The organism is Streptomyces sp. NPDC006872 (assembly GCF_040635845.1).
Classification (GTDB): Bacteria; Actinomycetota; Actinomycetes; order Streptomycetales; family Streptomycetaceae; genus Streptomyces.
This window is the reverse complement of the sequence record NZ_JBEYIL010000003.1, coordinates 672,173-692,234: the sequence shown is the minus strand read 5'-3', so window position 1 is coordinate 692,234 and position 20,062 is coordinate 672,173. Positions and strand designations below refer to the sequence as shown.

Below are 20,062 nucleotides of genomic sequence, written 5' to 3'. Positions count from 1 at the left end.
CGATCTGGATCTGCCATCCCGACTGACTGGCGGAGGCGTCCGGTGAGTGGCGGATGCGCCGGCGGCTCAACTTGCAGCATCCGTCCTGGCACCACCGCGGCCCCGGTGAGGGACGTTTGGCCAACCTGTGGCCAACTCCCCCGCCTGACTGGGTGTCGGCTGGAGAATGGCGAGGTCACAGTTCTGGAGCGACGACCGACAGATCGGTCTTGAAAGCCTTCTCCCTCTCGTGGCACTCACGGGAGGGAGAAGGTTGGGTGCTATCGAAGCGCTTCTGTGTGCAGGCGTCGGGCGGTGGCAGCGAGGAGCCGGCGAAGCTTGTCCTTGTTGACGCCGTAGGTCTTGAGGGCGTGGCAGTTGGGGCACAGGGCGATCATGTTCGAGGGGATGTCAGGTCCGTCCTTGGCCAGGTCTTCAACGTGGTCGACCTGCAAGATCGGCTGGCCCGCCGCAGTGCGTTCCTTGGGGTGGCCGGCGCACTCGGGGCTCTCGCAGTTGTCCTTGCTGCGTCGGATAACTGCCGCCCTTGCGCTGGGGTCCCGTACGAAGCGGTCAGCGAGTGAAGGCTTCTTCAGTTGTCCTCGCTTCTCGGCGTTGGCTTCTGCGTTCTGCGTCAGTCGCTGGTAAGCGTCCTTGTCGCTCTCCGAGGCATCCCGTGCTTCCGGGTCTAGGTCACTCGGGCGGTAGGCGCCTGTGTCGTCGTGCAAGGCGCCTGTGTCAGCCTCGAGCGCTTCCAGAACATCCGCCGGCCACGTATCGCGTTCTGGCGAGGGCACGGGGGCCAGTACCCAGAGAAACTCCCGGCGCCACTGCTTGTCCTTCCCGACGCCCCATCTCAACCGGCGCTGCACGATGACGGCCCACGTCTCAAAGCTGAACTGCTTCTGGAAGGGCTTGTGCCAGTAGCGCAGAGGGCGGCCGGCCGACTGATACTCGGCCATGAGCTCGTTGCCGTCGGTGATCTTCTGGTCGCCCGAGAGCCCGTCTCCGACGTAGGCGATCCAGTCTGTATCCGGCATGCGGCCATCGGCGTACGGCCCCTTGTCGTCCGAGAAGGCACTCAGGATGCCGTCGGCGGTACAGCCGATGCCTGCCATCTTCTGGCCGCCATAGGCGCGCCAGATGGCATCTCGGTCCTTGAAGCTTTCACCGAGCTGGGGGCGTAGAGCGTCGGCCCACCTGCCGGCGAGCAGGTCGTGCAGCCCGAAGTCGTTCAACAGGTCGGGCGGCAGCGGGAAGAAGTGGCGCAGAATGAGGCCGGCTGCGGCTGAGGCCGCGGCTTCAGGGTGCGATTGCAGCAGCTCGTAGTCGTCTTCTCGGAGGCCGCCGGCAGGGTCGGCCTGGTTCAGGGACTCCGGAGTGGGGCGCCGCCCGCGGCTGGTGAGGACGAGATCCTCCGCGCGATCCACGATCCACAAGTCATCGTGCACGAGTGCCCAAAACGGGTATCGCGCGCCGTCCATGCCGTCATCAACCTGGGCGTACTTCTCCAAGAGCGGGGCCACGGCATCGCGCGTAGCCAACCACGATCGCATCCGGGGGGCGCCGGCCACAGCCTGCCCGATGGCCCACAGGAGAAGCACGGGCCGGTGCAATGGTGCGCCGGCTGCGCGCCGTGCTGGCCGCACGTCTCCCACACGACGGTGAAAGGTCTTGGGCGGCTCCACAACGGTGAAGCCCTCCCGCCTCAACCAAGCCACCGCGTGCTTGAGACCACCGCTGAGCCCAGGGGACGAGGGCTTCAGTGCTACGCCGAAGTCGTACAAGTGGGCAACACCGGCTATGGCCTTCGAGTCGTACTGCCGCCCCTCGTGAACGAGCAGGTACGTTGCAGCCGCATGGAAGCGGTACTCGGCACGGAAGGCCTCCGTCCCAAGTCGGTCGTGCTCAGCAATCGCTCGCAGGATCCCCGCGCGTGTGATCTCGGAAGGCGCCATGGTCACACCGTAGATGAGGGCACTGACACAGCCTCTAGGCCGGCTGCGAGCTCTCAGTTCAGGTCATCGACGGCCCCTGGAGGCGGCGTCGGGTCGGCTGCGATGGCGGGTGTTCGCCTGATTAACGGCGTGAGCGCCTGCGACGATGTCAGCATGCCGACGCCTGGAACGCCTCTCCCCGCTGCACTCATCCCCGACTGCACCAAACCGGAAGCTCACAAAGCGGCCTACAGAAGCGCCAAGTCCGCCGACACGATCTTCGTGTGCATCGCTCGTCAGGGATCGCGCTGGAAGGTGGAGCTTGACGCTTTTTCCAGCACTGGGCCCACCATCCCGGAGCAGGCAGCAGCTGTCCTACATTCCGCAGTTGAAGTGCTGGTATCTGGTGGCACGGTGACGCAGGCCAACGTTTCACCTGACTACATCTCCATATGGGAGATCGACACCGAGCAGAAGGCACGCGAAATCGCGGCTGCGTTCCATGCCGCCATGCACGGTCTCCGGCAGCTCTACATCGCCGTTCCAGTCCCACGTAGAAGGGCCTAGCCTCTGGGGCTCGCGGTGCCTCACGCGGTGGCGGGGTGCAGCCAGGGGACCACACGCCGGTTCCTGCATCGCGCGCAGTGAGCGTGAGCGGGTCTTGGAGAATTCCTGGAGATGATCTTGCGTCGGAACCCTTGAGGCGCCAACGGAGACCGATGCTTCCCGAAGCTCTGACCTGCGCATTTGGCCGAGAACACAGCTAGGTGATCTTCCAGGGCCTAATTCGGGACGAAGAGGTCGTGGGTTCAAATCCCGCCACCCCGACAGCTGAGTAGCAGATCAGAGGGCCCTTACCGGGTAGGTGAGGGCCCTCTGGTGTTGTCGTCGCAGCATGCGTCAGCCATCCGGAGTGGAGGCCTGTTCGCGGAGCCGAACCGAATGTTGCGGCCGGTTAGTGATCCCGCTTCTCGGCTTCCGGCTATGTCTGCTCGGTGGGCTGCAGGGCGGTCTCGTGTGCGCCTGCGCTGACCAGGCCTGTTTCGTAGGCGACGATGACGGCCTGGACGCGGTCGCGGAGGCCGAGCTTGGCGAGGATGCGGGCTACGTGCGTCTTGACGGTCGCCTCGGCCAGGTGGAGGCGGGCGGCGAGTTCGGCGTTGCTCAGTCCTCGGGCCAGCAGGCCGAGGACCTCCAGTTCGCGTGGGGTGAGCGAGGCGAGGTCGCGGTGGAGGGCGGCGGTGTCGCTGCCGTGCTGGGCGAACCGCTGTACGAGGCGGCGGGTGATGGCGGGCGCCAGGAGCGCGTCGCCGGTACGGACCGTGCGGACGGCCGCGGTCAGCTGCTCGGGGGTGACGTCCTTGAGGAGGAAGCCGCTGGCCCCGGCGGACAGTGCGGCGTAGACGTAGCGGTCGAGGTCGAAGGTGGTCAGGATGATGACGCGAGGGGTGTCGGGGGCGCCGCTGAGGATGCGGCGGGTGGCCTCCAGGCCGTCCATCTCGGGCATCCGGACGTCCATCAGGACCACGTCGGGCCGGGTGCGGCGGACCCCTTCGACCGCTTCGGTTCCGTTGGTCGCCTCGGCGACGACGTCGATGCCGTCGGCGCGCAGGATCAGCCGGAATCCGGTGCGGACCAGGGTCTGGTCGTCTGCGACGAGCACCCGCAGCGGCTCGGTCACGGTGTCTCCAAGGGGATCAGGGCCTCCACACGGTAGCCGCCGGTCAGGCGTCGGCCGGTGTTCAGGGTTCCGTCGTGGACGGCGAGGCGCTCGCGCAGGCCGATCAGGCCCCGGCCGTTTCCGGTGGGCGCGCCCGCGCCCGGGTGTCCACCGGTGTCGGTGACTTCCACCCGGAGCCGCTGCGGGCCGTATTCGACGGTCACGGCGGCGGTGGCGCCGGATGCGTGCTTCACGGTGTTGGTCAGGGCTTCCTGGACCACGCGGTAGGCGGCGAGTTCGAGGCCGGGCGGGAGGAGACGGGGCGGGCCGGTCACGGTCAGGTCGACGGGCAGTCCGGTGTCCCGGACCCGTCCGACCAGCGTTTCCAGCTGGTCCAGGCCGGGTTGCGGGGCCGGCACCGCCGTCGTGTCGGCGAGGTCCGCGCCTTCGTCCGTCCCCTCGCCCTCGTCCGTCATGGTGAGCAGTCCCATGACGTGGCGCAGCTCGGTCATGGCCGCTCGCCCGCCCGACTCGACGGCGAGCAGCGCCTCGTCGGCCTCCTCGGGGGAGGTTTTCATGATCTTGCGGGCGGCGCCCGCCTGGATGATCATCACGCTGACGTTGTGTGTGACGACGTCGTGCAGTTCGCGGGCGATCCTGGCTCGCTCGTGCTCGACGGCCCGGCGCAGCGCCTCGGCCTGTTCGCGTTCCAGGGCGGAGAGCCGGGTGCGGCCCTCGTCGGTCCGGAGTTTCCAGGTACGCAGGCCGACGGCGGCCACGGCCATCGGGACCAGGATCAGCAGGGCGATGTATTCGTTGGGGACGATCGGTGTCACCGAGTTCCCCGAGGTGCCGACCAGGACGACCGACACCGGCAGCGCCGTCAGGGTCGCCACCCGGTACGGGCTGTACACGGCGGCGCTGTAGACGGCGATGACATACGCGTAGAAGGTCAGCCGCATGACGCTCTGCGGTGTCGCCAGTGTCGCGGCCGTCACGATGCACAGCACGGCGAGCGGGTAGCGGCGGCGCAGCGCCAGGGCACCCGAGGCGATGACCGCGAGGGTCACCATGAAGGCCAGGCCGCCGGGTCCGGAGGGGCGCCGAATGACGTACTCCACGCCGGGTGCGATCTCACGCACCACCACGTTGTTGGCATTGTCGATGCCGTAGTAGACGGTGGCGATTCCGAGTGCCAGGGCCACCAACGCGTCGAACTGCCAGGCGCCCCGGGTGAGTCGCAGCGGTGGACCGCTCGGGAGCCTGGCGTCGCGGACCGTCCGGCGGGCGGCTTCCCGCAGCCGCTCCAGCGTCGTACGTATGTCCGTCACTGGATCATCACCGGATCATTCTCGCCGCCCCGCGGACCCGTGGCGTCCGTCCCGGTGGTCATTTCCCACCGCACCGGATACACCACCCGCCTACATCGCAGGGATGACGTTGCCGGGACTCAACCCAGCGCGGTACCGCAATGGGTTCGGGCGGCGGACGTGTGCGGGCCGGGCCCGCTCCTAGCGTTCACGCAGCCGACTGCCGCTACCCGAGGAGCCTTTCATGACCATGCCGGTGATCGAACTGCGCGAGGTGAGCCGCCGGTACGACGACGGCCCGCCCGCTCTGCACGAGGCGTCGCTGACCGTGCGGCCCGGCGAGGCCGTCGCGATCCTCGGCCCTTCCGGCAGCGGCAAGTCCACGCTGCTCAATCTGATCGCGGGCCTGGACCGGCCCGACACGGGGACGGTCACCGTCGACGGGGTACGGGTGGACCGGCTGGGCGAAGCCGGGTCGGCGCTCTACCGGCGGGCGAAGATCGGCATGGTCTTCCAGTTCTTCAACCTGCTCGACGATCTGACCGTCACCGACAATGTCGTCCTGCCCGCGCGCCTCGCGGGTATGGCACGTGGCGAGGCGAACCGCCGGACAGCGGAACTCCTGGAACTGCTGGGCATCGACCGGCACGCCCGCACCTACCCGGGACGACTGTCCGGCGGTGAACGCCAACGTGTCGCGGTGGCCCGGGCGTTGATGAACCGGCCGGCGCTGCTCCTGGCCGACGAGCCGACCGGGGCCCTGGACACGGCTGCCGGACAGGACGTCAGCAAGCTGCTCACCGGCCTCAATGCCGAGGGCCAGACCATCGTCGTGGTCACCCACGACCTGACTCTGGCCCGGTCCTGCACGAACCGTACGGTCCGGATCGCCGACGGCCGGATCACCGAGGACGTCCGGTCGCAGGCCGTCGCCTCGGAGGCCGTCGCCTCGGAGGCCGTCGCCTCGCAGACCGTCGCCTCGCAGGCCGTCGCCTCGGAGGCCGTCGCCTCGCGGACCGTCACCTCGCAGGCCGTTGCCTCGCAGACCGTCGCCTCGGACGTCGTCCGATGAGCGCGCTCGGAAAGGTGGTGCGCTCGGGAGTGGGACGGCGCCGGGTGCAGACACTGGTGATCGGGCTCGCCACGATGATGGCGGTGGCCGCCTCCGTCCTCGGCGGAACGCTGCTCGTGATTTCCGGCGCGCCCTTCGACGACGCCTTCGCCGAGCAGCACGGCGCGCATCTGTCCGTGCAGTTCGACGCGGGCAAGGTGAGTGCCGGGCAGTTGGCGAGGTCCAAGGACGCCGAAGGGGTGAGCAGTGCGGCCGGGCCGTTCCGTACGACGACGGTCACCCCGCGGTCGGAGGGGGCGGGCCCCGAGTGGCCGATGACCGTGGTCGGCCGGGGCGATCCCGGCCGGGACGTGGACGAGGTGGCGCTGATCGACGGGCGGTGGCCCACGCGCTCCGGCGAGATCGTGCTGTCCGCCGACTCCTCGATCTTCGCGACCATGGGCATGAAGATCGCCTTCCCCGATCTGCCCGGCGGTCCGACGCTGACGGTGGTCGGTGTGGCCCGCTCGGTCACGCAGACCGCTGATGCCTGGGTGGTTCCGGCCCAGATGCCGGCGCTCATCGCGCCCGGGAGCGGCGGCTACCAGATGCTGTACCGCTTCACCGACGCGGGCACCGCCGCGCAGATCACCGCGGGCCGCAAGGCCGTGACGGAATCCATGGCGCCGGGAGCGGCCGTCGGCGAACAGTCATGGCTCACCGTCAAGAAGACCGCCGAGCAGGACACCGCCCTCTACGTCCCGTTCCTCATCGCGTTCGGCACCCTGGGCCTGGTCATGTCGGTGCTTGTCGTCGGCAACGTCGTCGCGTCGGCCGTCGGCACGGGAACGCGCCGCATCGGCATCCTCAAGGCCGTCGGCTTCACCCCCGCCCAGGTCGTGCGGGCCTACGTGGGCCAGGCGCTGATCCCGGCCGCCGTCGGCACGGCCCTCGGTGTCCTCGTCGGCCATCTGCTCGCCGTCCCCGTACTGGCCGAGACCGAGGAGGTCTACGGCACCTCGTCCCTGGCCATCGCTCCCTGGGTCGATCTGGCGGTGATCGCCGGGGTGCTCGGCCTGGTGGCGGCGACCGCCTGGGCGAGTGCCTGGCGGGCCGGCCGGCTGCGTACGGTCGACGCGCTCGCCGTCGGGCGTACCGCCTCGGCGGGGCGCGGCCGGTGGACGGCCGCTCTGGCCGGACGGCTGCCGTTGCCGCAGCCGGTCGCCCTGGGCCTGGTCCGGCCCTTCGCGCGGCCTGCCCGTGCGCTGGCCATGGGCACGGCGATCCTGTTCGGCGCCGTCGCCGTCACGTTCACCGTGGGGATGGGAGCCTCGCTCGGCGAGGTGATGAAGGCCAGGGCCCACGACGTCGCCGATGTCGTCGTGCCCGCGCCCCTGCCGGACTTCGGACCCCAGGGCCCGGCCCCCGAGAAGCAGCCCGAGGTCGATCCCGCCGCGGTCGCCGCGGGCATCGAGGCCGCCGCCGGAACCGGGAAGCACTACAGCCTCGCGACGGTACGGGCGACCGTGTCCGGCCTGACCGGCACCGTCGACGTGAACGCCTTCACCGGCGACGCCTCCTGGGGCGGCTTCGCGATGGTCTCGGGCCGCTGGATCGACACACCCGGCGAGGCCGTGGTCCCGACCCCCTTCCTGGCTGCCACCGGCACCCGCATCGGCGACACCGTCACCCTGAACGGCCTGGCCGAGCCGGTCACGGTCCGGATCGTCGGCGAGGTCCTCGACCCCCGCAACGACGGCATGCAGGTCTTCACCGACGCCTCGACCCTCACGTCCGCCCATCCCGACCTGACGGAGACGAGCCATCACATCGCGGTCACCTCGGGCACCGATGTGACCGGCTACGTCGACGCGCTGAACAAGGACCTGGCACCGCTGGGGGTCACCGCGCGGGCCGGTGGGCTCGACGCCGGCGGCGACGTGGTCGTCACGCTCAACGCGCTGTCCGCGATCCTCACGCTGATGCTCGTCGCCGTGGCCGCGCTCGGCGTGCTGAACGGCGTGCTGCTCGACACCCGCGAGCGCGTCCGGGAGATCGGTGTCCACAAGGCGCTCGGCATGACCCCCCGGCAGACCGTCGCGATGGTCCTGACCTCGGTCGCCGTGACCGGGCTGGTCGCGGGCACGCTGGGCGTGCCGCTCGGCGTGGCCCTGCACGGCTGGGTCCTCCCCGCGATGGGCGACAGCGTGGGGCTCCGCCTCCCCCGTTCCGTCATGGCCGTCTACCACCCGGCCGAGTTGCTCCCGCTCGCACTCGGCGGCCTGCTCATCGCCACGCTGGGTGCGCTCCTGCCCGCCGGCTGGGCCGCCAGGACCCGAACCGCCACGGCCCTGCGCACCGAATAGGAGGTCGGGTCGGGTACGCAGCCCGGGCGAGGCCGTGAGGGAGCGCCTACTATGGGGTAATACGGGATAGATTCTGAGGAATCGATAATGGGTCTTGGCGCCAGGTTTCCGGCGATGAAGCGTGGGTTCCTTGCCCGTGGGGCCGTAGCGATCGTGGTTGCCGGCGGGCTGGTTCTGGCTGGGGCCGGGTGTGGGGGCGGTGGGGGTGAAGGGGGCGGGGACGGGCGTCTTGACGTCGGGGTGTTGCTTCCGGGGGGCGGGGCCTCTCGGTTCGGGCAGTTCGATCGGCCGCTCATCCAGGCGAAGCTGAAGGAGCTGTGTTCCGGGTGTCCCGTCGTCATCGCCGCCACGCCCGATCCCGCGGTTCAGCGACAGCAGCTCGAGGCCATGATCGTCAGGGATGTGGACGTTCTGATCATCGCTGCCGTCGATCCCCAGTTGCTGCATTCGTCGGTCGACGCCGCTCATCGGGCCGGGATTCCCGTGGTCGCCTATGACCGGCTCGCCGAGGGGGCCATCTCCGGGTATGTGACGTTCGACGGTGCGACCGTCGGGCGGCTTCAGGGGGAAGCCCTGCTCAAGGCCATGGGTCCGCAGCCTCAGGGGCGGCAGATCGTCATGATGAACGGGGCCACCACCGATCCCAATGCCGGCTGGTTCAAGCGGGGGGCGCTCTCCGTCCTCGACGGCAAGGTGAAGATCGGCAAGTCCTACGACACCGCCGGGTGGCGGCCCGAGAACGCCTTCGTGAACATGAAGGGAGCCATCGCAGCCCTGGGGGCCGGGAACATCGACGGCGTCCTTGCCGCCAATGACAGCCTCGCCGGCGCGGTCATCTCCGCGCTCAACGCCACCGAGGTCAGACCGCTGCCGCCGGTCACCGGGCAGGATGCCGACCTCGTGGCCGTGCAGCGGATCGTCAGGGGCGAGCAGTACATGACCGTCTACAAGCCCTACAAGCCCGCGGCCGACGCCGCCGCCGAGATGGCCGTCGCCCTCGGGCGCGGGGAGTCGGTCGCGTCCATCGCCACCGGGACCGTCGACAACGGCACCACCGAGGACATCCCCGCCGTGCTCCTTCCGTCCGTCTCCGTGACCGTCGGGAACATCAAGGACACGCTCGTCAAGGATGGTATGTACACCATTGATGAGATTTGTACTCCTAAGCTGCGGTCTGCGTGTGAGGACGCAGGACTGATCCGGTGAGGAGGTGGCCTCCGTGCCTCAGCCCCTGCTCGCGCTGCGTGGCGTCTCGAAGCGGTTCGCCGCCGTCCAGGCCTTGGTGGACGTCGAGCTGGAGATCAGGGCCGGGGAGGTGGTCGCGCTGGTGGGCGACAACGCCGCCGGTAAGTCCACGCTGGTCAAGGTGATCTCGGGGGTCGGCCCCGCCGACCGGGGCGTCATCGAGTGGCAGGGTAGCGCGATCCAGATCAAGCGGCCCCAGGACGCCCAGGGGCTGGGCATCGCGACCGTCTATCAGGACCTCGCGATGTGCGACAACCTCGACGTCGTCGGCAATCTCTTCCTCGGGCGGGAGATCCATCGGTTCGGCATCCTCGACGAGGTCGAGATGGAGCGGCACACCAACGAGCTGCTGCACACCCTGTCCATCCGCATTCCCGATGTGCGGGCGCCGGTCGCCTCGCTCTCCGGCGGTCAGCGGCAGGTCGTCGCCATCACGCGCTCGCTGCTCGGCACGCCCCGGCTGCTGTTGCTGGACGAGCCCACCGCCTCGCTGGGCGTCGAGCAGACCAGTCAGCTCCTCGACCTCATCGAGACACTGCGCGACCAGGGCCTCGGGATCCTGCTCATCAGCCACAACATGGGCGACATCAAGGCCGTCGCCGACCGGGTGGCCGTCCTGCGCCTCGGCCGTAACAACGGGCTCTTCGACGTGAACACGACCTCCCAGGAACAGATCATCTCCTCCGTCACCGGCGCGGCGGACAACGCCGTCGGCCACCGTTCGACCCGCCCGGAGGAGACGTGGCCGTGAAGGGGAGGCCGCCGGCGGAGTACTTCGGCGCTGTGCGTCGGCGGCTGCATGAACGGGATCTCGGGCCGGTGCCCGTTCTGCTCGCTCTCGCCGTGACCTGGGCGGTCTTCCAGGGGCTCAACGACAACTTCCTCTCGCCGCGCAACCTGTCCGTCCTGAGCGTGGACATCGTCGGGACGGGCATGATCGCCGTCGGCATCGTGTTCGTGCTGCTGATCGGTGAGATCGACCTGTCGGTGGGGTCGCTCGCCGGGCTGTCCGGCGCCATGTTCGCGGCGCTGAACGTGAACCTCGGGATGCCGGAATGGCTCGCGGTCGTCATCGCGGTGGTCGGCGGTGCGGCCGCCGGGGGCGTCCAGGGGTTCTTCTTCGCCAAGATCGGGGTGCCCGCGTTCGTGGTGACGCTGGCGGGGCTGCTGGCCTGGAACGGCCTGATGCTCTACCTGCTGGGGACCGAGAGCAGCATCAACTTCGACGAGGACGGTCTGGTCGCCACGCTGACCAGCCACTACTTCAGTGCTGCCGTCGTCACGTACGGCGTGGCGGCGCTGGGCACGGCCGCGTACCTCCTCGTCTCCTTCCACGACCGACGGCGGCGCGACGCCGCCGGGATGCCGCACCGGGCCGTGAGCGAGATCTGGGCGCGCACGGCGCTGCTCGCGGTGGTCACGTTCGCCGTCGTCTATGTGCTGGGGCGGTTCGAGGGACTGCCGCTGGCGCTTCTGATCTTCATCGGGGCGATCGTCGCCACGGACCTCTTTCTGCGCCGCACGCCCTACGGCCGGCAGGTCCTCGCGCTGGGCGGCGGGGTGGAGGCGGCGCGGCGGGCGGGCGTCCATGTGGCGCGGGTGCGGATCGCGGTGTTCGTCGCGTCGGGGGGCCTGGCCGCGATCGGCGGTCTGTTCGTGGCGTCCCGGCTGACGTCCGCGAGCTCGGTGCCGGGCTCCGGCATGCTGCTGATCAACGCGATCGCCGCCGCCATCATCGGCGGCACGAGTCTGTTCGGCGGGCGGGGCTCGACCTGGTCCGCGCTGCTGGGGGTGCTCATCATCCAGTCGATCGCCTCGGGCATGGCGCTGCTGGGGGTCGAGCCGCCGGTGCAGTTCATGATCACGGGCGGGGTGCTGCTCGCCGCGGTGACCTTCGACTCGTTGGCACGGCGGGCCGCGGAGTCACGCGGGCGGGTCTGAGGCCCGTTCCCGGAGGCCGCGGCCGGCCCCCGGGTGGGTCTCCGTGCGCTGTGGCTTGCGGCCTCAGTGCGCCGCGCCGTCCGGTTCGTCCGCCGCTGACGGGTGAACGTATCTGCCGCGGTCGAACGGGGTGAACCAGTCGCCGATCGCCAGTGGGGGGACCGCCAGGGGGGAGCCCGCCAGGGGCGGGGTCGGAGGGACCGCCAAGGGCGGGACTCCGAGAGCCGCTTCCCTGTGGTCCTCGTCGATGCCGTCCGGCGAGTCGTCGTAGAGCCAGTCGTAGAGCCAGTCGTGGTCCAGGTCCTCGAACACGCTGCCGGCGAACGCGTCGAGGGCGGCCGAGACGTCGTCGTCGAGGAGCTCGTACAGCTCCAGGGTCATGGTCGCCTGGCCCAGCAGGAACCTCAGGGCGAGTCCCTCGGCGACGCAGCTGAGCCGCTGGAAGCTGCCGTCGGTGAAGCGGGTGGTCATGGCGATCACCGTGACCAGGAAGCGGCGGGCGAAACGGGCGTCGTACTGGAGGGCGTAGCGGTCGGGAAGGCGTTCCAGGTGCCAGAGGGGACCTTCGCACTCGGCGACGGTGGCGTCCTCCTGGGTCAGGACCTGGACGTCCTCGAACAACTCGTCCACCAGGGAGTCGGTCGCGTGGACGAGGGCGCCGGCGGCGAGTCGGGCGCTCTCGGTCGGGACGGCGTCGTCGAGCACGCCGAACACGGCCGGCGGGAAGGAGCGGAGTTCGTCCGCCAGGCTCAGCATCCGGACGCGGGCGGCCTCGGCCTTCGCCCCGGCCGCGTAGCGCTCCGCGACGCCGTCGGTCACCGGGACCTCGCTGTGCCGGGCCTTGCGGACGGCGGGGTCGTCGGGCGGTGCGTCGGGGCCGTCGGCCGCGTCGAGGCTCTCCCTGGCCAGATCCTGGTGCAGTTCGACCTCGCACCGCTCGATCTTCCAGTCGGCCAGCAGCTCCGTGCGCTCCAACAGTTCGTCGACCAGCGCCTGCACCGAGTCCTCGGCGAACTCCAGGGCCGGTGCGTCCACGATCACCTTCAGCAGGGCTCCGCCGGAGTAGACGGCCACGATGGTGTCGAGAAGTTCGACCTCCACACCGTCGGGCCCTTCGACGGCCCTGACGGACTCGAATCCGTCCTCGATGAGCGCCACCGCGCCGGCGCGCTGGAGCGGGTCCATCTCCGGAGTGCCCTCCGGGATGCTGGTGTCCACGGTCACTACGTACGTCACGTGTCCGAGCCTCGCAGGAAGGGGCCGCTCTGCGCGAGGGGATGGATCGAGGTTCGCCTGTTGGAAAGCTCCAGGCTATGCAGACGGTGAGCGGGAGGTCAGCGGAGGGTGCGCACACCCGGGGATGTTTCAGTGATCCCGATCACAACGGGAGAGGAGCTGTGCCGTCCACTCCCGTCGGACCAGCAAGGCTTGTTAGCTTTGGCCATAGCCCGGTCGCTGGTGCATCCCCCGTCACCAGCGATCGGGCCTTTGTCTGCCCAGGGGCCGAAGGCGGGGAGGCGCGGGCCGCCCGGGCGCTGGAGTCGTTCTAGCCGGCGCCACCCGGTCCGGTGCCGGCGGTCTGTGCCAGCCAGTGGGCGACCCGGCGCAGAGTGGTCTCGTCGACGTGGTCGACCAGGGCTTTGACGGCCGCCTCGTCGTCTGGGGTGAGGTCGTAGAGGCCGGCCTTGCCCAGGCCCGCCATCAGGACCTGCTGGCGGCGGTCCTCCATGCGTTCCGCGAGCTTGGCGTGGCCCTGGGAGGCGCCCGGGAGGGCGGCGCCGTCGGCGGGCGTCGGCGGGGATGCGGTCTCCGGCCCTGAGACGGCCTCCGAAACGGCCGGGTCGAAGCGCTCCCACTCCCCGGCCTCATCGACCGCCCCGACCTCCCCGCCCTTCGGGCCCCACAGGGCGACGATCGCCTCGTCGCCCCGGGCCCGTTTGACCTGGGTCATCTCGCCGATCGCGTACAGCACCGGCGTGCGGTCGGGGGAATCGGCGGCCTGCCGCCAGGACGCCGAGGGCGGGTCGTAGAACATCGCCACCCAGCGGGGAGCCCCCGGCGGCTGCGGACTCGGAGAAGGACGGGTCGAACCGGTCGAACGGGCCTCCATGGCGCTCACCCCTTCTGCGTCGGTGCCCCAGACGATATCTGACGGACCGTCAGCTATCCAGGGGCGGCATGCCCGCGACAACCCGCAACGAGGGGTCGGCGGCTTGTGGGGTCGGCAGGTCGGCAGGTCGGCTAGTCGACAGGCCAGCTAGTCGGCAGGCCAGCAGGTCGGCAGGCCAGCGAGTCGGCAGGCCGACGGGCCGACGGGTCGACGGGTCGGCAGGTCGGCGGGCCAGCGGGCCAGCGGGTCGGCAGGCCTGCGGATCGGCAGGCCCGCGGGTCGGCAGGCCCGCGGGTCGGCAGGCCCGCGGGTCGGCGGGTCGGCGAGTCGGCAGGTCGACGGGCCGACGGGTCGGCAGGTCGGCGGGCCAGCGAGTCGGCAGGTCGACGGGCCGACGGGTCGGCGGGCCAGCGGGCCAACGAGCCAACGAGCCAACGAGCCGGCGGGCCAGCGGGCCAGCGGGCCAGCGGGCCGGCGGGCCAGCGGGCCGGCGGGCCAGCGGGCCAGCGGGTCGGCAGGCCTGCGGATCGGCAGGCCTGCGGATCGGCAGGCCTGCGGGTCGGCGGGTCGGCGGCCTACTTGGCCGCCGCTGCGATCGCCGCGCGTGCGCGGGCCCGGAAGGCCTCCAGTTTGTCCACCGGCTCGGTCAGCTGCCGGCTGCGCGGCCGGATGCCGACGTCGTGCCCCGCGGCGGCCCTGCGCAGTGCGCCCACCGTGGCCTGGTCCCTCGGGACATGGCTGAACGGGTCGAAGGAGTACCAGCGCATCGCGTTCTCGTGGCTCATCTTCGCGATGTCCGAGTCCGGGACGGCGCAGTCCACCAGCACCTCGTGCAGCTGTTCCGGGGCGTCCGGCCACAGGGAGTCGCTGTGCGGGTAGTCGCCCTCCCAGGCGATGTTGTCGATCCCGATGTCGTGCCGGAGCCGGACGCCCAGCTTGTCGGTGATGAAGCAGGTCAGGAAGTGCTCGCGGAAGACCTCGGAGGGCAGCTTGCCGCCGAAGTCCTGGAGGGTCCAGGCCGCGTGCATCTCGAAGGTGCGGTCCACGCGCTCGAGGAAGTACGGGATCCAGCCCGTGCCGCCCTCCGACAGGGCGATCTTCAGATCCGGGAACTCCTTGAGCGTGCGGGACCACAGCAGGTCGGCCGCGGCCTGGACGAGGTTGATCGGCTGCAGCGTGATCATGACGTCGGGCGGCGAGTCCACGGCCGGGATGGCGAGGCGGCCCGAGGAACCGATGTGCACCGACAGCACGGTGCCGGTGTCACAGGCCGCCTGCCACACCGGGTTCCAGTACGGGTCGTGGAAGCTCGGATAGCCGAGCACCGCCGGGTTCTCCGGGAACGTCATCGAGTGGCAGCCCTTGGCGGCGACCCGCCGCATCTCGCCCGCGCACAGTTCGGCGTCCCAGATGGCGGGGAGGGCCATCGGGATGAAGCGACCGGGGTAGGCCCCGCACCACTCGTCGATGTGCCAGTCGTTGTAGGCGCGCACGAGGGCGAGCGAGAAGTCGGAGTCCTCGGTGGCGAACAGCCTGGCCGAGAAGCCGGGGAAGGACGGGAAGTTCATCTGGACGAGGATCCCGCCGGCGTTCATGTCCTTGACGCGCTCGTGGACGTCGTAGCAGCCGGGCCGGATCTCGTCCATGCCCTGGGGGTCGAGGCCGTACTCCTCCTTGGGCCGCCCGGCCACGGCGTTGAGCGCGGCATTGCCCACCGTGTTGTCGCGGAACTGCCATACATCGCTGCCGTCCTCGCGATGCACGAGGCGCGGGGCGTCGTCGCGGTACCGCTTCGGGAGGTGGTTCACGAAGACGTCCGGCGGCTCGATGATGTGGTCGTCCACGCTGATCAGGATCAGGTCGTCCCGTTCCATGCCGGTTCCTTTCGAGCGTTCGGAGCGATCGAGCAGGAGCCTCTCTGTAAACGTAAATTACATTCTCACCAGAGGAGACTCAACCTCCGGAACGTGACCACCCTTGAGAGAAAAAGGAGTTCAGACGCCGCCGACGCCGTCGCGGGCGAGCGCCGCTTCCCGGTGGTCGTTGCACACCGGGAGGGGGGCGTCGTCGGCGACCGGGTGCCGCTGATGGGCCTGGAGGGCGGCGCTGACCAGCGTCATGAGCAGGTCGATGTCCGTCTCGCACTCCAGATGGACGGTCACCCACGGCGAGCCGGGCAGCAGCCGGATGGCGCTGGAGTGCCTCAGATCCTTCTCGAACCGACGGATCGCCTTGGCGGTGAGATGCAGGTCGACACTCCGGTCGGAATGGAAGTGCGCGATCTCGACCCCGCCCGAGCGCAACGCCCGACCGGTGCCGCAGCTGGGCCGGCCCTCCGCGAGGTCCGGCCAGATCGCCAGTCGTGTCAAGGCACGCGAGGCCGCCGTCATGACCCCATCATGGGGCGATCACCGCCCGGCCACCAGAGGTTGAGGAAGGCTTAACCGGGCTGTAGCGGGACAGAGGGCGTCCCGGAGCACGGGTTCAGGGCTCGGGAGATCACCTTCAGGGGCCGGGGATCAGGCTCGGGAATCAGGTACCGGCTCGCGGCAGGTCAGTTGTTCCACGACTCGTCGTAGGGGTCACGGGGTGTCTTGGTCGGTTTGGCCGCGGTGACCTTGATGAACGGGATCGGGCCGTCGTTGACCGGGTCGCGGGTGGTGCGCGGGGTGTACGTGCCGGTGACGATCAGCCAGGTGTCCGGTTGGAGGACCGGGGGAATCGCGCCGGTCAGGCCGACCTTGACCGGCTGGGCGTCGGCGGCGCAGCAGTTGAGGGCCATGCGGATCAGGTACGGGGTGCCGTCGTGGTCCAGCGCCACGAAGCCGGTGAGTTCGACCTCGCGCCCGGTGAGGGTGCGGCCGTGGTCGTACACGGCTCGGCCCGCGTAGTCGACGACGCTGAGGGGCAGCGGGTCGGTGGCGGGGAGGGCGGGGTAGGCGAGGGGCTCCTGGAGGGCTGTGCCGGTGCGGGTCGCGCTGTACGAGCCCAGGGCCGGCGGGGCGACCAGGATCAGCGCCAGGAGGGGGAGGATCAGCAGCCAGGAGACCCGGGGTTCGGGGTGCGGGGCGTGCCCCTGGGCATCCGTCTGCTGCTGCTCGCGCTGTGTTCTCCTGCGCTCGTACCAAGCCGTCGCCAGCGCTGTCAGGATCAGGATCGCGCCTGCCGCCAGCAGCAGGGGGCGCAGGCCCGCCTTGACGTAGCGGAGGTAGAGGTCGGTGGTGCCGGCGTGCAGAAGGGCCGCGCCGAGGAGGAAGAGGACGGCCGCCTGGGACTGTCGGTTCACAGGAGTATCCATCCCGTCAGCAGCGCCGACGTGATCGCCAGCGCGAAGGTCGCCGGGGCGAAGCGCAGGGCGAAGCCCCGGCCGAACGTGCCCGCCTGCATCGCGAACAGCTTGAGGTCGATCATCGGGCCGACCACCAGGAAGGCGAGCCGGGCCGTGAGGGAGAACTGGGTCAGGGAGGCGGCGACGAACGCGTCCGCCTCCGAGCAGATGGAGAGGATCACCGCGAGGACGGCGAGGGTCAGCACGGCAACCGCCGGGTTGTCCGCCGCCGTGCGCAGCCAGCTCTCCGGGGCGACGGCCTTCAGGGTCGCCGCCGCCATCGCGCCCACGACGAGGAAGCCGCCCGCGTGCATCACGTCGTGCCGGACGGAGTCCCAGAACGCGGCCCCCTTCGTCTCGCCCTCGTGCGGCGCGTGCTCCGGCAGGCGCAGCCAGTCCGTGCGGCCCAGCCGTTGCCACAGCCAGCCCATCGCGCACGCCGCGAGCAGGCTGGCCACGAAGCGGGCCAGCACCATCTCCGGGTTGCGGGGGAAGGCGACGGCCGTCGCCGTCAGCACGATCGGGTTGATCGCCGGCGCGGAGAGGAGGAAGGCGAGGGCCGCGGCCGGGGTGACGCCCCGGCGGACCAGGGCGCCGGCCACCGGGACCGACGCGCATTCGCAGCCGGGCAGCACCGCGCCGGCCATCCCCGCGACCGGCACCGCGAGCGACGGACGGGAGGGGAGCGCGCGGGCGAAGAAGGAGGGGGGCACGTAGACGGCTATCGCCGCCGACAGCAGGACTCCGAGGACGAGGAACGGCAGGGCCTGGACCACCACCGCCACGAACACCGTCGTCCAGCTCTGCATCACCGGGGCGGACAGCGAGCGGCGGATCGGGCCCTGCAACAGCGCCAGGAGGAGCAGGACGATGGTCAGGACCAGGGGGGAGGTGAGGCGCCTGGGCTCCTCCGGCGTCCGCTCCCCCGGCGTGCGCGCCTCCGGCGTCCGCTTCTCCGGCATGAGTGCCTCTGGCGTGCGCGGGGCCGGCTCGGTGATGGCCACGGGTCGCTCCCTGTTGCCTGTTGCTCGCATTCGCTCCCTTTCATACGGAAGTTCCGGGCGGGGTGTTCACGTCCTCCGGGTCCTGCGCGGTCATCCGTGACACCTCGGTGGGACCTCCGTGGAACCTTCCGTCCCGGTGAGGCAGTCTTCTCCCTCGTGGGGAGCGTTCCGAATCAGGGTCAGCCGCCGGGGGCCGCCGGCGCGCACATGGTGGTGTGCGGCGACGACGGTCTGGCGCACCGCCTCGCCGCCGAACTGCGCGGCGTCTACGAGGAACAGGTCACCCTCGTCGTGCCGCCCACCGAGCGAACGGTACGGCCGCCGGTCGTCGGGCGGGCCCGGGCCGTGTCGGCGGCGCTGCTCGACCGCGTCGTGAGCGCCGCCGTCAGCCGGGCCGCGGGCACGGCCGCGCCCGTCGCCCCGAGCGAACCCGTCGGCGGACAGCGGACGTTGGAGGCCGTCGAGGCCACCGAGGCCGTGCTCGCCGAGGCGGGTGTGGAGCGGGCCGCCGCGCTGGCGCTCGTGTACGACGACGACGAGACCAACATCCGCGCCGCCCTCACCGCCCGCCGGCTCAACCCCCGGCTGCGGCTCGTCCTGCGGCTGTACAACCGGCGGTTGGGCCAGCACATCGAGGAACTCCTCGACCAGGCCGCCGCGTTGGTCGACGCCGGGTACTCCGGCGGCGAGGCCTCGACCACCGTCCTGTCCGACGCCGACACCGCCGCTCCCGCGCTGGCCGCGACCGCCGTCGCCGGCACCACCAGGGTCGTCCAGACGGACGGGCTGCTGCTGCGCGCCGTCGAGCGGCCGCCGCCCGGGCCCGGGGAGACCGGGGAGCCGGGGCGCGCCACGCTCGCGCTGCTGTCCGCGACCGGCAGCGACCCGGCGTTCGCGGACGGTTCCGAGGCCAGCGGCGAGCAGGGGCCGCTGCTGCTGCCGGACGCGGCGGCGGTGCGGGAGGCGGCCGTGTCCGGCAGACGCGGTTCCGTCGTCCTGGAGCAGGTCTCCTACTCCGCCGGGCCCGCGCTGCCCGCCGGGCGGGGGGTCGGGGTCGTCGCGCCGTTCGTCTCGCTGTTCTCGCGGCGGCTGCGGTGGTCGCTGGCCGGGTTGGTGGGCTGTGTGTTCGCGCTGGCGGTGGCGTTGTGGCTGGCGACCGGGATCCATCCGCTGGGGGCGCTGTATCTGACCCTGCTGGATCTGTTCGCCATCAACGATCCGGCGGTCGGGGCCACCACCGAGCGGCAGGTCCTTCAACTTCTCTCCGGGCTGGTCGGGTTGCTGCTGCTGCCGGTGCTGCTGGCGGCGGTCCTGGAGGCGCTCGGGACGTTCCGCGGGGCCGGGGCGCTGCGTCGGCCGCCCCGGGGGCTCGGCGGGCATGTGGTGCTGCTCGGGCTGGGGAAGATCGGCACACGGGTGCTGACCCGGCTGCGTGAGCTGAACATCCCCGTGGTGTGCGTCGAGGCCGGGCCCGAGGCGCGCGGGCTCGCGGTGGCGCGGCGGTTGCGGGTGCCGGTGGTGCTGGGGGACGTCACGCAGGAGGGGGTGCTGGAGGCCGCGAAGATCCACCGCGCGCACGCGCTGCTCGCGGTGACCAGCTCCGACACGACGAATCTGGAGGCCGCGTTGTACGCGCGGTCGCTGCGGCCCGATCTACGGGTGGTGCTGCGGCTGTACGACGACGACTTCGCGACGGCCGTGTACCGCACCCTGCGGGCCGCGCATCCGCAGGCGCTGACCCGCAGCCGGAGCGTGTCGCATCTCGCGGCGCCGTCGTTCGCCGGGGCGATGATGGGGCGGCAGATCCTGGGGGCGATTCCGGTGGAGCGGCGGGTGCTGCTGTTCGCCGCGCTGGATGTGGGTGGGCATGCGCAGCTGGAGGGGAAGACGGTCGGGGAGGCGTTCCGGGCAGGGTACTGGCGGGTGTTGGCACTCGATGCGGGCACCGTCCGGCGCAGGGGCGGCGAGGAGACACCCGGGGAGTCGGGACTCGTGTGGGATCTGCCCGACACGTATGTCCTGCGAGGCGAGGACCGGGTGGTGCTGGCCGCGACCCGGCGGGGGCTGGCGGAGCTGTTGCGGCGACGGCGGCGAGGGGGTTCGGGAGTTTAGGCCTCCGAACCCCCGCTCC

At 70.8% G+C, this 20,062-nt stretch carries 16 protein-coding genes; 7 read left to right on the top strand and 9 right to left on the bottom strand.

Annotated features, from left to right (window positions below; translation table 11 throughout):
• Nucleotides 1-260: 260 nt before the first annotated feature.
• Nucleotides 261-1,937: an HNH endonuclease signature motif containing protein gene (locus ABZ725_RS12130; RefSeq protein ID WP_358802561.1), complete on the bottom strand. Its 1,677-nt coding sequence runs from the start codon at nt 1,935-1,937 to the stop codon at nt 261-263.
• A 129-nt stretch (nt 1,938-2,066) separates the two neighbouring features.
• Here ABZ725_RS12130 and ABZ725_RS12125 point away from each other — a divergent pair, with 129 nt between their 5' ends.
• Nucleotides 2,067-2,483: a hypothetical protein gene (locus tag ABZ725_RS12125; RefSeq protein ID WP_358802560.1), complete on the top strand. Its 417-nt coding sequence runs from the start codon at nt 2,067-2,069 to the stop codon at nt 2,481-2,483.
• Between the two features lie 415 nt (nt 2,484-2,898).
• On the opposite strand, the gene ABZ725_RS12120 is transcribed toward ABZ725_RS12125, so the two are convergent.
• Both ABZ725_RS12120 and ABZ725_RS12115 read right to left on the bottom strand, forming a co-directional pair.
• Complete coding sequence (locus ABZ725_RS12120; protein WP_358802559.1) at nt 2,899-3,597, bottom strand: response regulator transcription factor; 699 nt, start codon at nt 3,595-3,597, stop codon at nt 2,899-2,901.
• Nucleotides 3,594-4,886 (bottom strand): histidine kinase, encoded by a 1,293-nt coding sequence (locus tag ABZ725_RS12115; RefSeq protein WP_358802768.1) that lies wholly within the window; start codon nt 4,884-4,886, stop codon nt 3,594-3,596. Before ABZ725_RS12115 ends, ABZ725_RS12120 begins: the two co-directional genes overlap by 4 nt.
• Nucleotides 4,887-5,130: 244 nt before the next feature.
• Between ABZ725_RS12115 and ABZ725_RS12110 the strand changes: the two genes are divergently transcribed.
• From ABZ725_RS12110 to ABZ725_RS12090, 5 genes are all read left to right on the top strand, one after another.
• A complete protein-coding gene (locus ABZ725_RS12110; RefSeq protein WP_358802558.1) occupies nt 5,131-5,958 on the top strand; it encodes an ABC transporter ATP-binding protein in 828 nt (275 codons plus the stop codon).
• Nucleotides 5,955-8,303 (top strand): FtsX-like permease family protein, encoded by a 2,349-nt coding sequence (locus tag ABZ725_RS12105; RefSeq protein ID WP_358802557.1) that lies wholly within the window; start codon nt 5,955-5,957, stop codon nt 8,301-8,303. The genes ABZ725_RS12110 and ABZ725_RS12105 overlap by 4 nt, the downstream gene beginning before the upstream one ends.
• 87 nt (nt 8,304-8,390) lie before the next feature.
• A complete protein-coding gene (locus ABZ725_RS12100; protein ID WP_358802556.1) occupies nt 8,391-9,509 on the top strand; it encodes a substrate-binding domain-containing protein in 1,119 nt (372 codons plus the stop codon).
• A gap of 13 nt (nt 9,510-9,522) precedes the next feature.
• The gene (locus ABZ725_RS12095; RefSeq protein WP_358802555.1) at nt 9,523-10,299 is read left to right on the top strand and encodes an ATP-binding cassette domain-containing protein; all 777 of its coding nucleotides are present in this window, start codon (nt 9,523-9,525) and stop codon (nt 10,297-10,299) included.
• The gene (locus ABZ725_RS12090; RefSeq protein ID WP_358802554.1) at nt 10,296-11,489 is read left to right on the top strand and encodes a sugar ABC transporter permease; all 1,194 of its coding nucleotides are present in this window, start codon (nt 10,296-10,298) and stop codon (nt 11,487-11,489) included. The genes ABZ725_RS12095 and ABZ725_RS12090 overlap by 4 nt, the downstream gene beginning before the upstream one ends.
• A 63-nt stretch (nt 11,490-11,552) precedes the next feature.
• Here ABZ725_RS12090 and ABZ725_RS12085 read toward each other — a convergent pair whose 3' ends face one another.
• The 6 genes from ABZ725_RS12085 to ABZ725_RS12060 form a co-directional block, all read right to left on the bottom strand.
• Nucleotides 11,553-12,725: a hypothetical protein gene (locus ABZ725_RS12085; protein ID WP_358802553.1), complete on the bottom strand. Its 1,173-nt coding sequence runs from the start codon at nt 12,723-12,725 to the stop codon at nt 11,553-11,555.
• A gap of 310 nt (nt 12,726-13,035) precedes the next feature.
• Nucleotides 13,036-13,599, bottom strand: a complete 564-nt coding sequence (locus ABZ725_RS12080) for a hypothetical protein (RefSeq protein ID WP_358802552.1) — start codon at nt 13,597-13,599, stop codon at nt 13,036-13,038.
• Nucleotides 13,600-14,174: 575 nt separating this feature from the next.
• Nucleotides 14,175-15,473 carry an amidohydrolase family protein gene (locus tag ABZ725_RS12075; RefSeq protein WP_358802551.1) on the bottom strand — a complete coding sequence of 433 codons (1,299 nt, stop codon included), beginning with the start codon at nt 15,471-15,473 and terminating at the stop codon, nt 14,175-14,177.
• A 120-nt stretch (nt 15,474-15,593) separates the two neighbouring features.
• The gene (locus tag ABZ725_RS12070) at nt 15,594-15,989 is read right to left on the bottom strand and encodes a luciferase family protein (RefSeq protein ID WP_358802550.1); all 396 of its coding nucleotides are present in this window, start codon (nt 15,987-15,989) and stop codon (nt 15,594-15,596) included.
• A 164-nt stretch (nt 15,990-16,153) separates the two neighbouring features.
• Nucleotides 16,154-16,885, bottom strand: coding sequence for a TIGR03943 family protein (locus ABZ725_RS12065; RefSeq protein ID WP_358802549.1), 732 nt, complete (start codon nt 16,883-16,885; stop codon nt 16,154-16,156).
• On the bottom strand, nt 16,882-17,889 hold the full coding sequence (locus ABZ725_RS12060) for a permease (protein WP_358802767.1): 1,008 nt from the start codon (nt 17,887-17,889) through the stop codon (nt 16,882-16,884). Before ABZ725_RS12060 ends, ABZ725_RS12065 begins: the two co-directional genes overlap by 4 nt.
• Before the next feature lie 249 nt (nt 17,890-18,138).
• Here ABZ725_RS12060 and ABZ725_RS12055 point away from each other — a divergent pair, with 249 nt between their 5' ends.
• Nucleotides 18,139-20,043, top strand: a complete 1,905-nt coding sequence (locus ABZ725_RS12055; RefSeq protein ID WP_358802766.1) for an NAD-binding protein — start codon at nt 18,139-18,141, stop codon at nt 20,041-20,043.
• Nucleotides 20,044-20,062 lie beyond the last annotated feature (19 nt).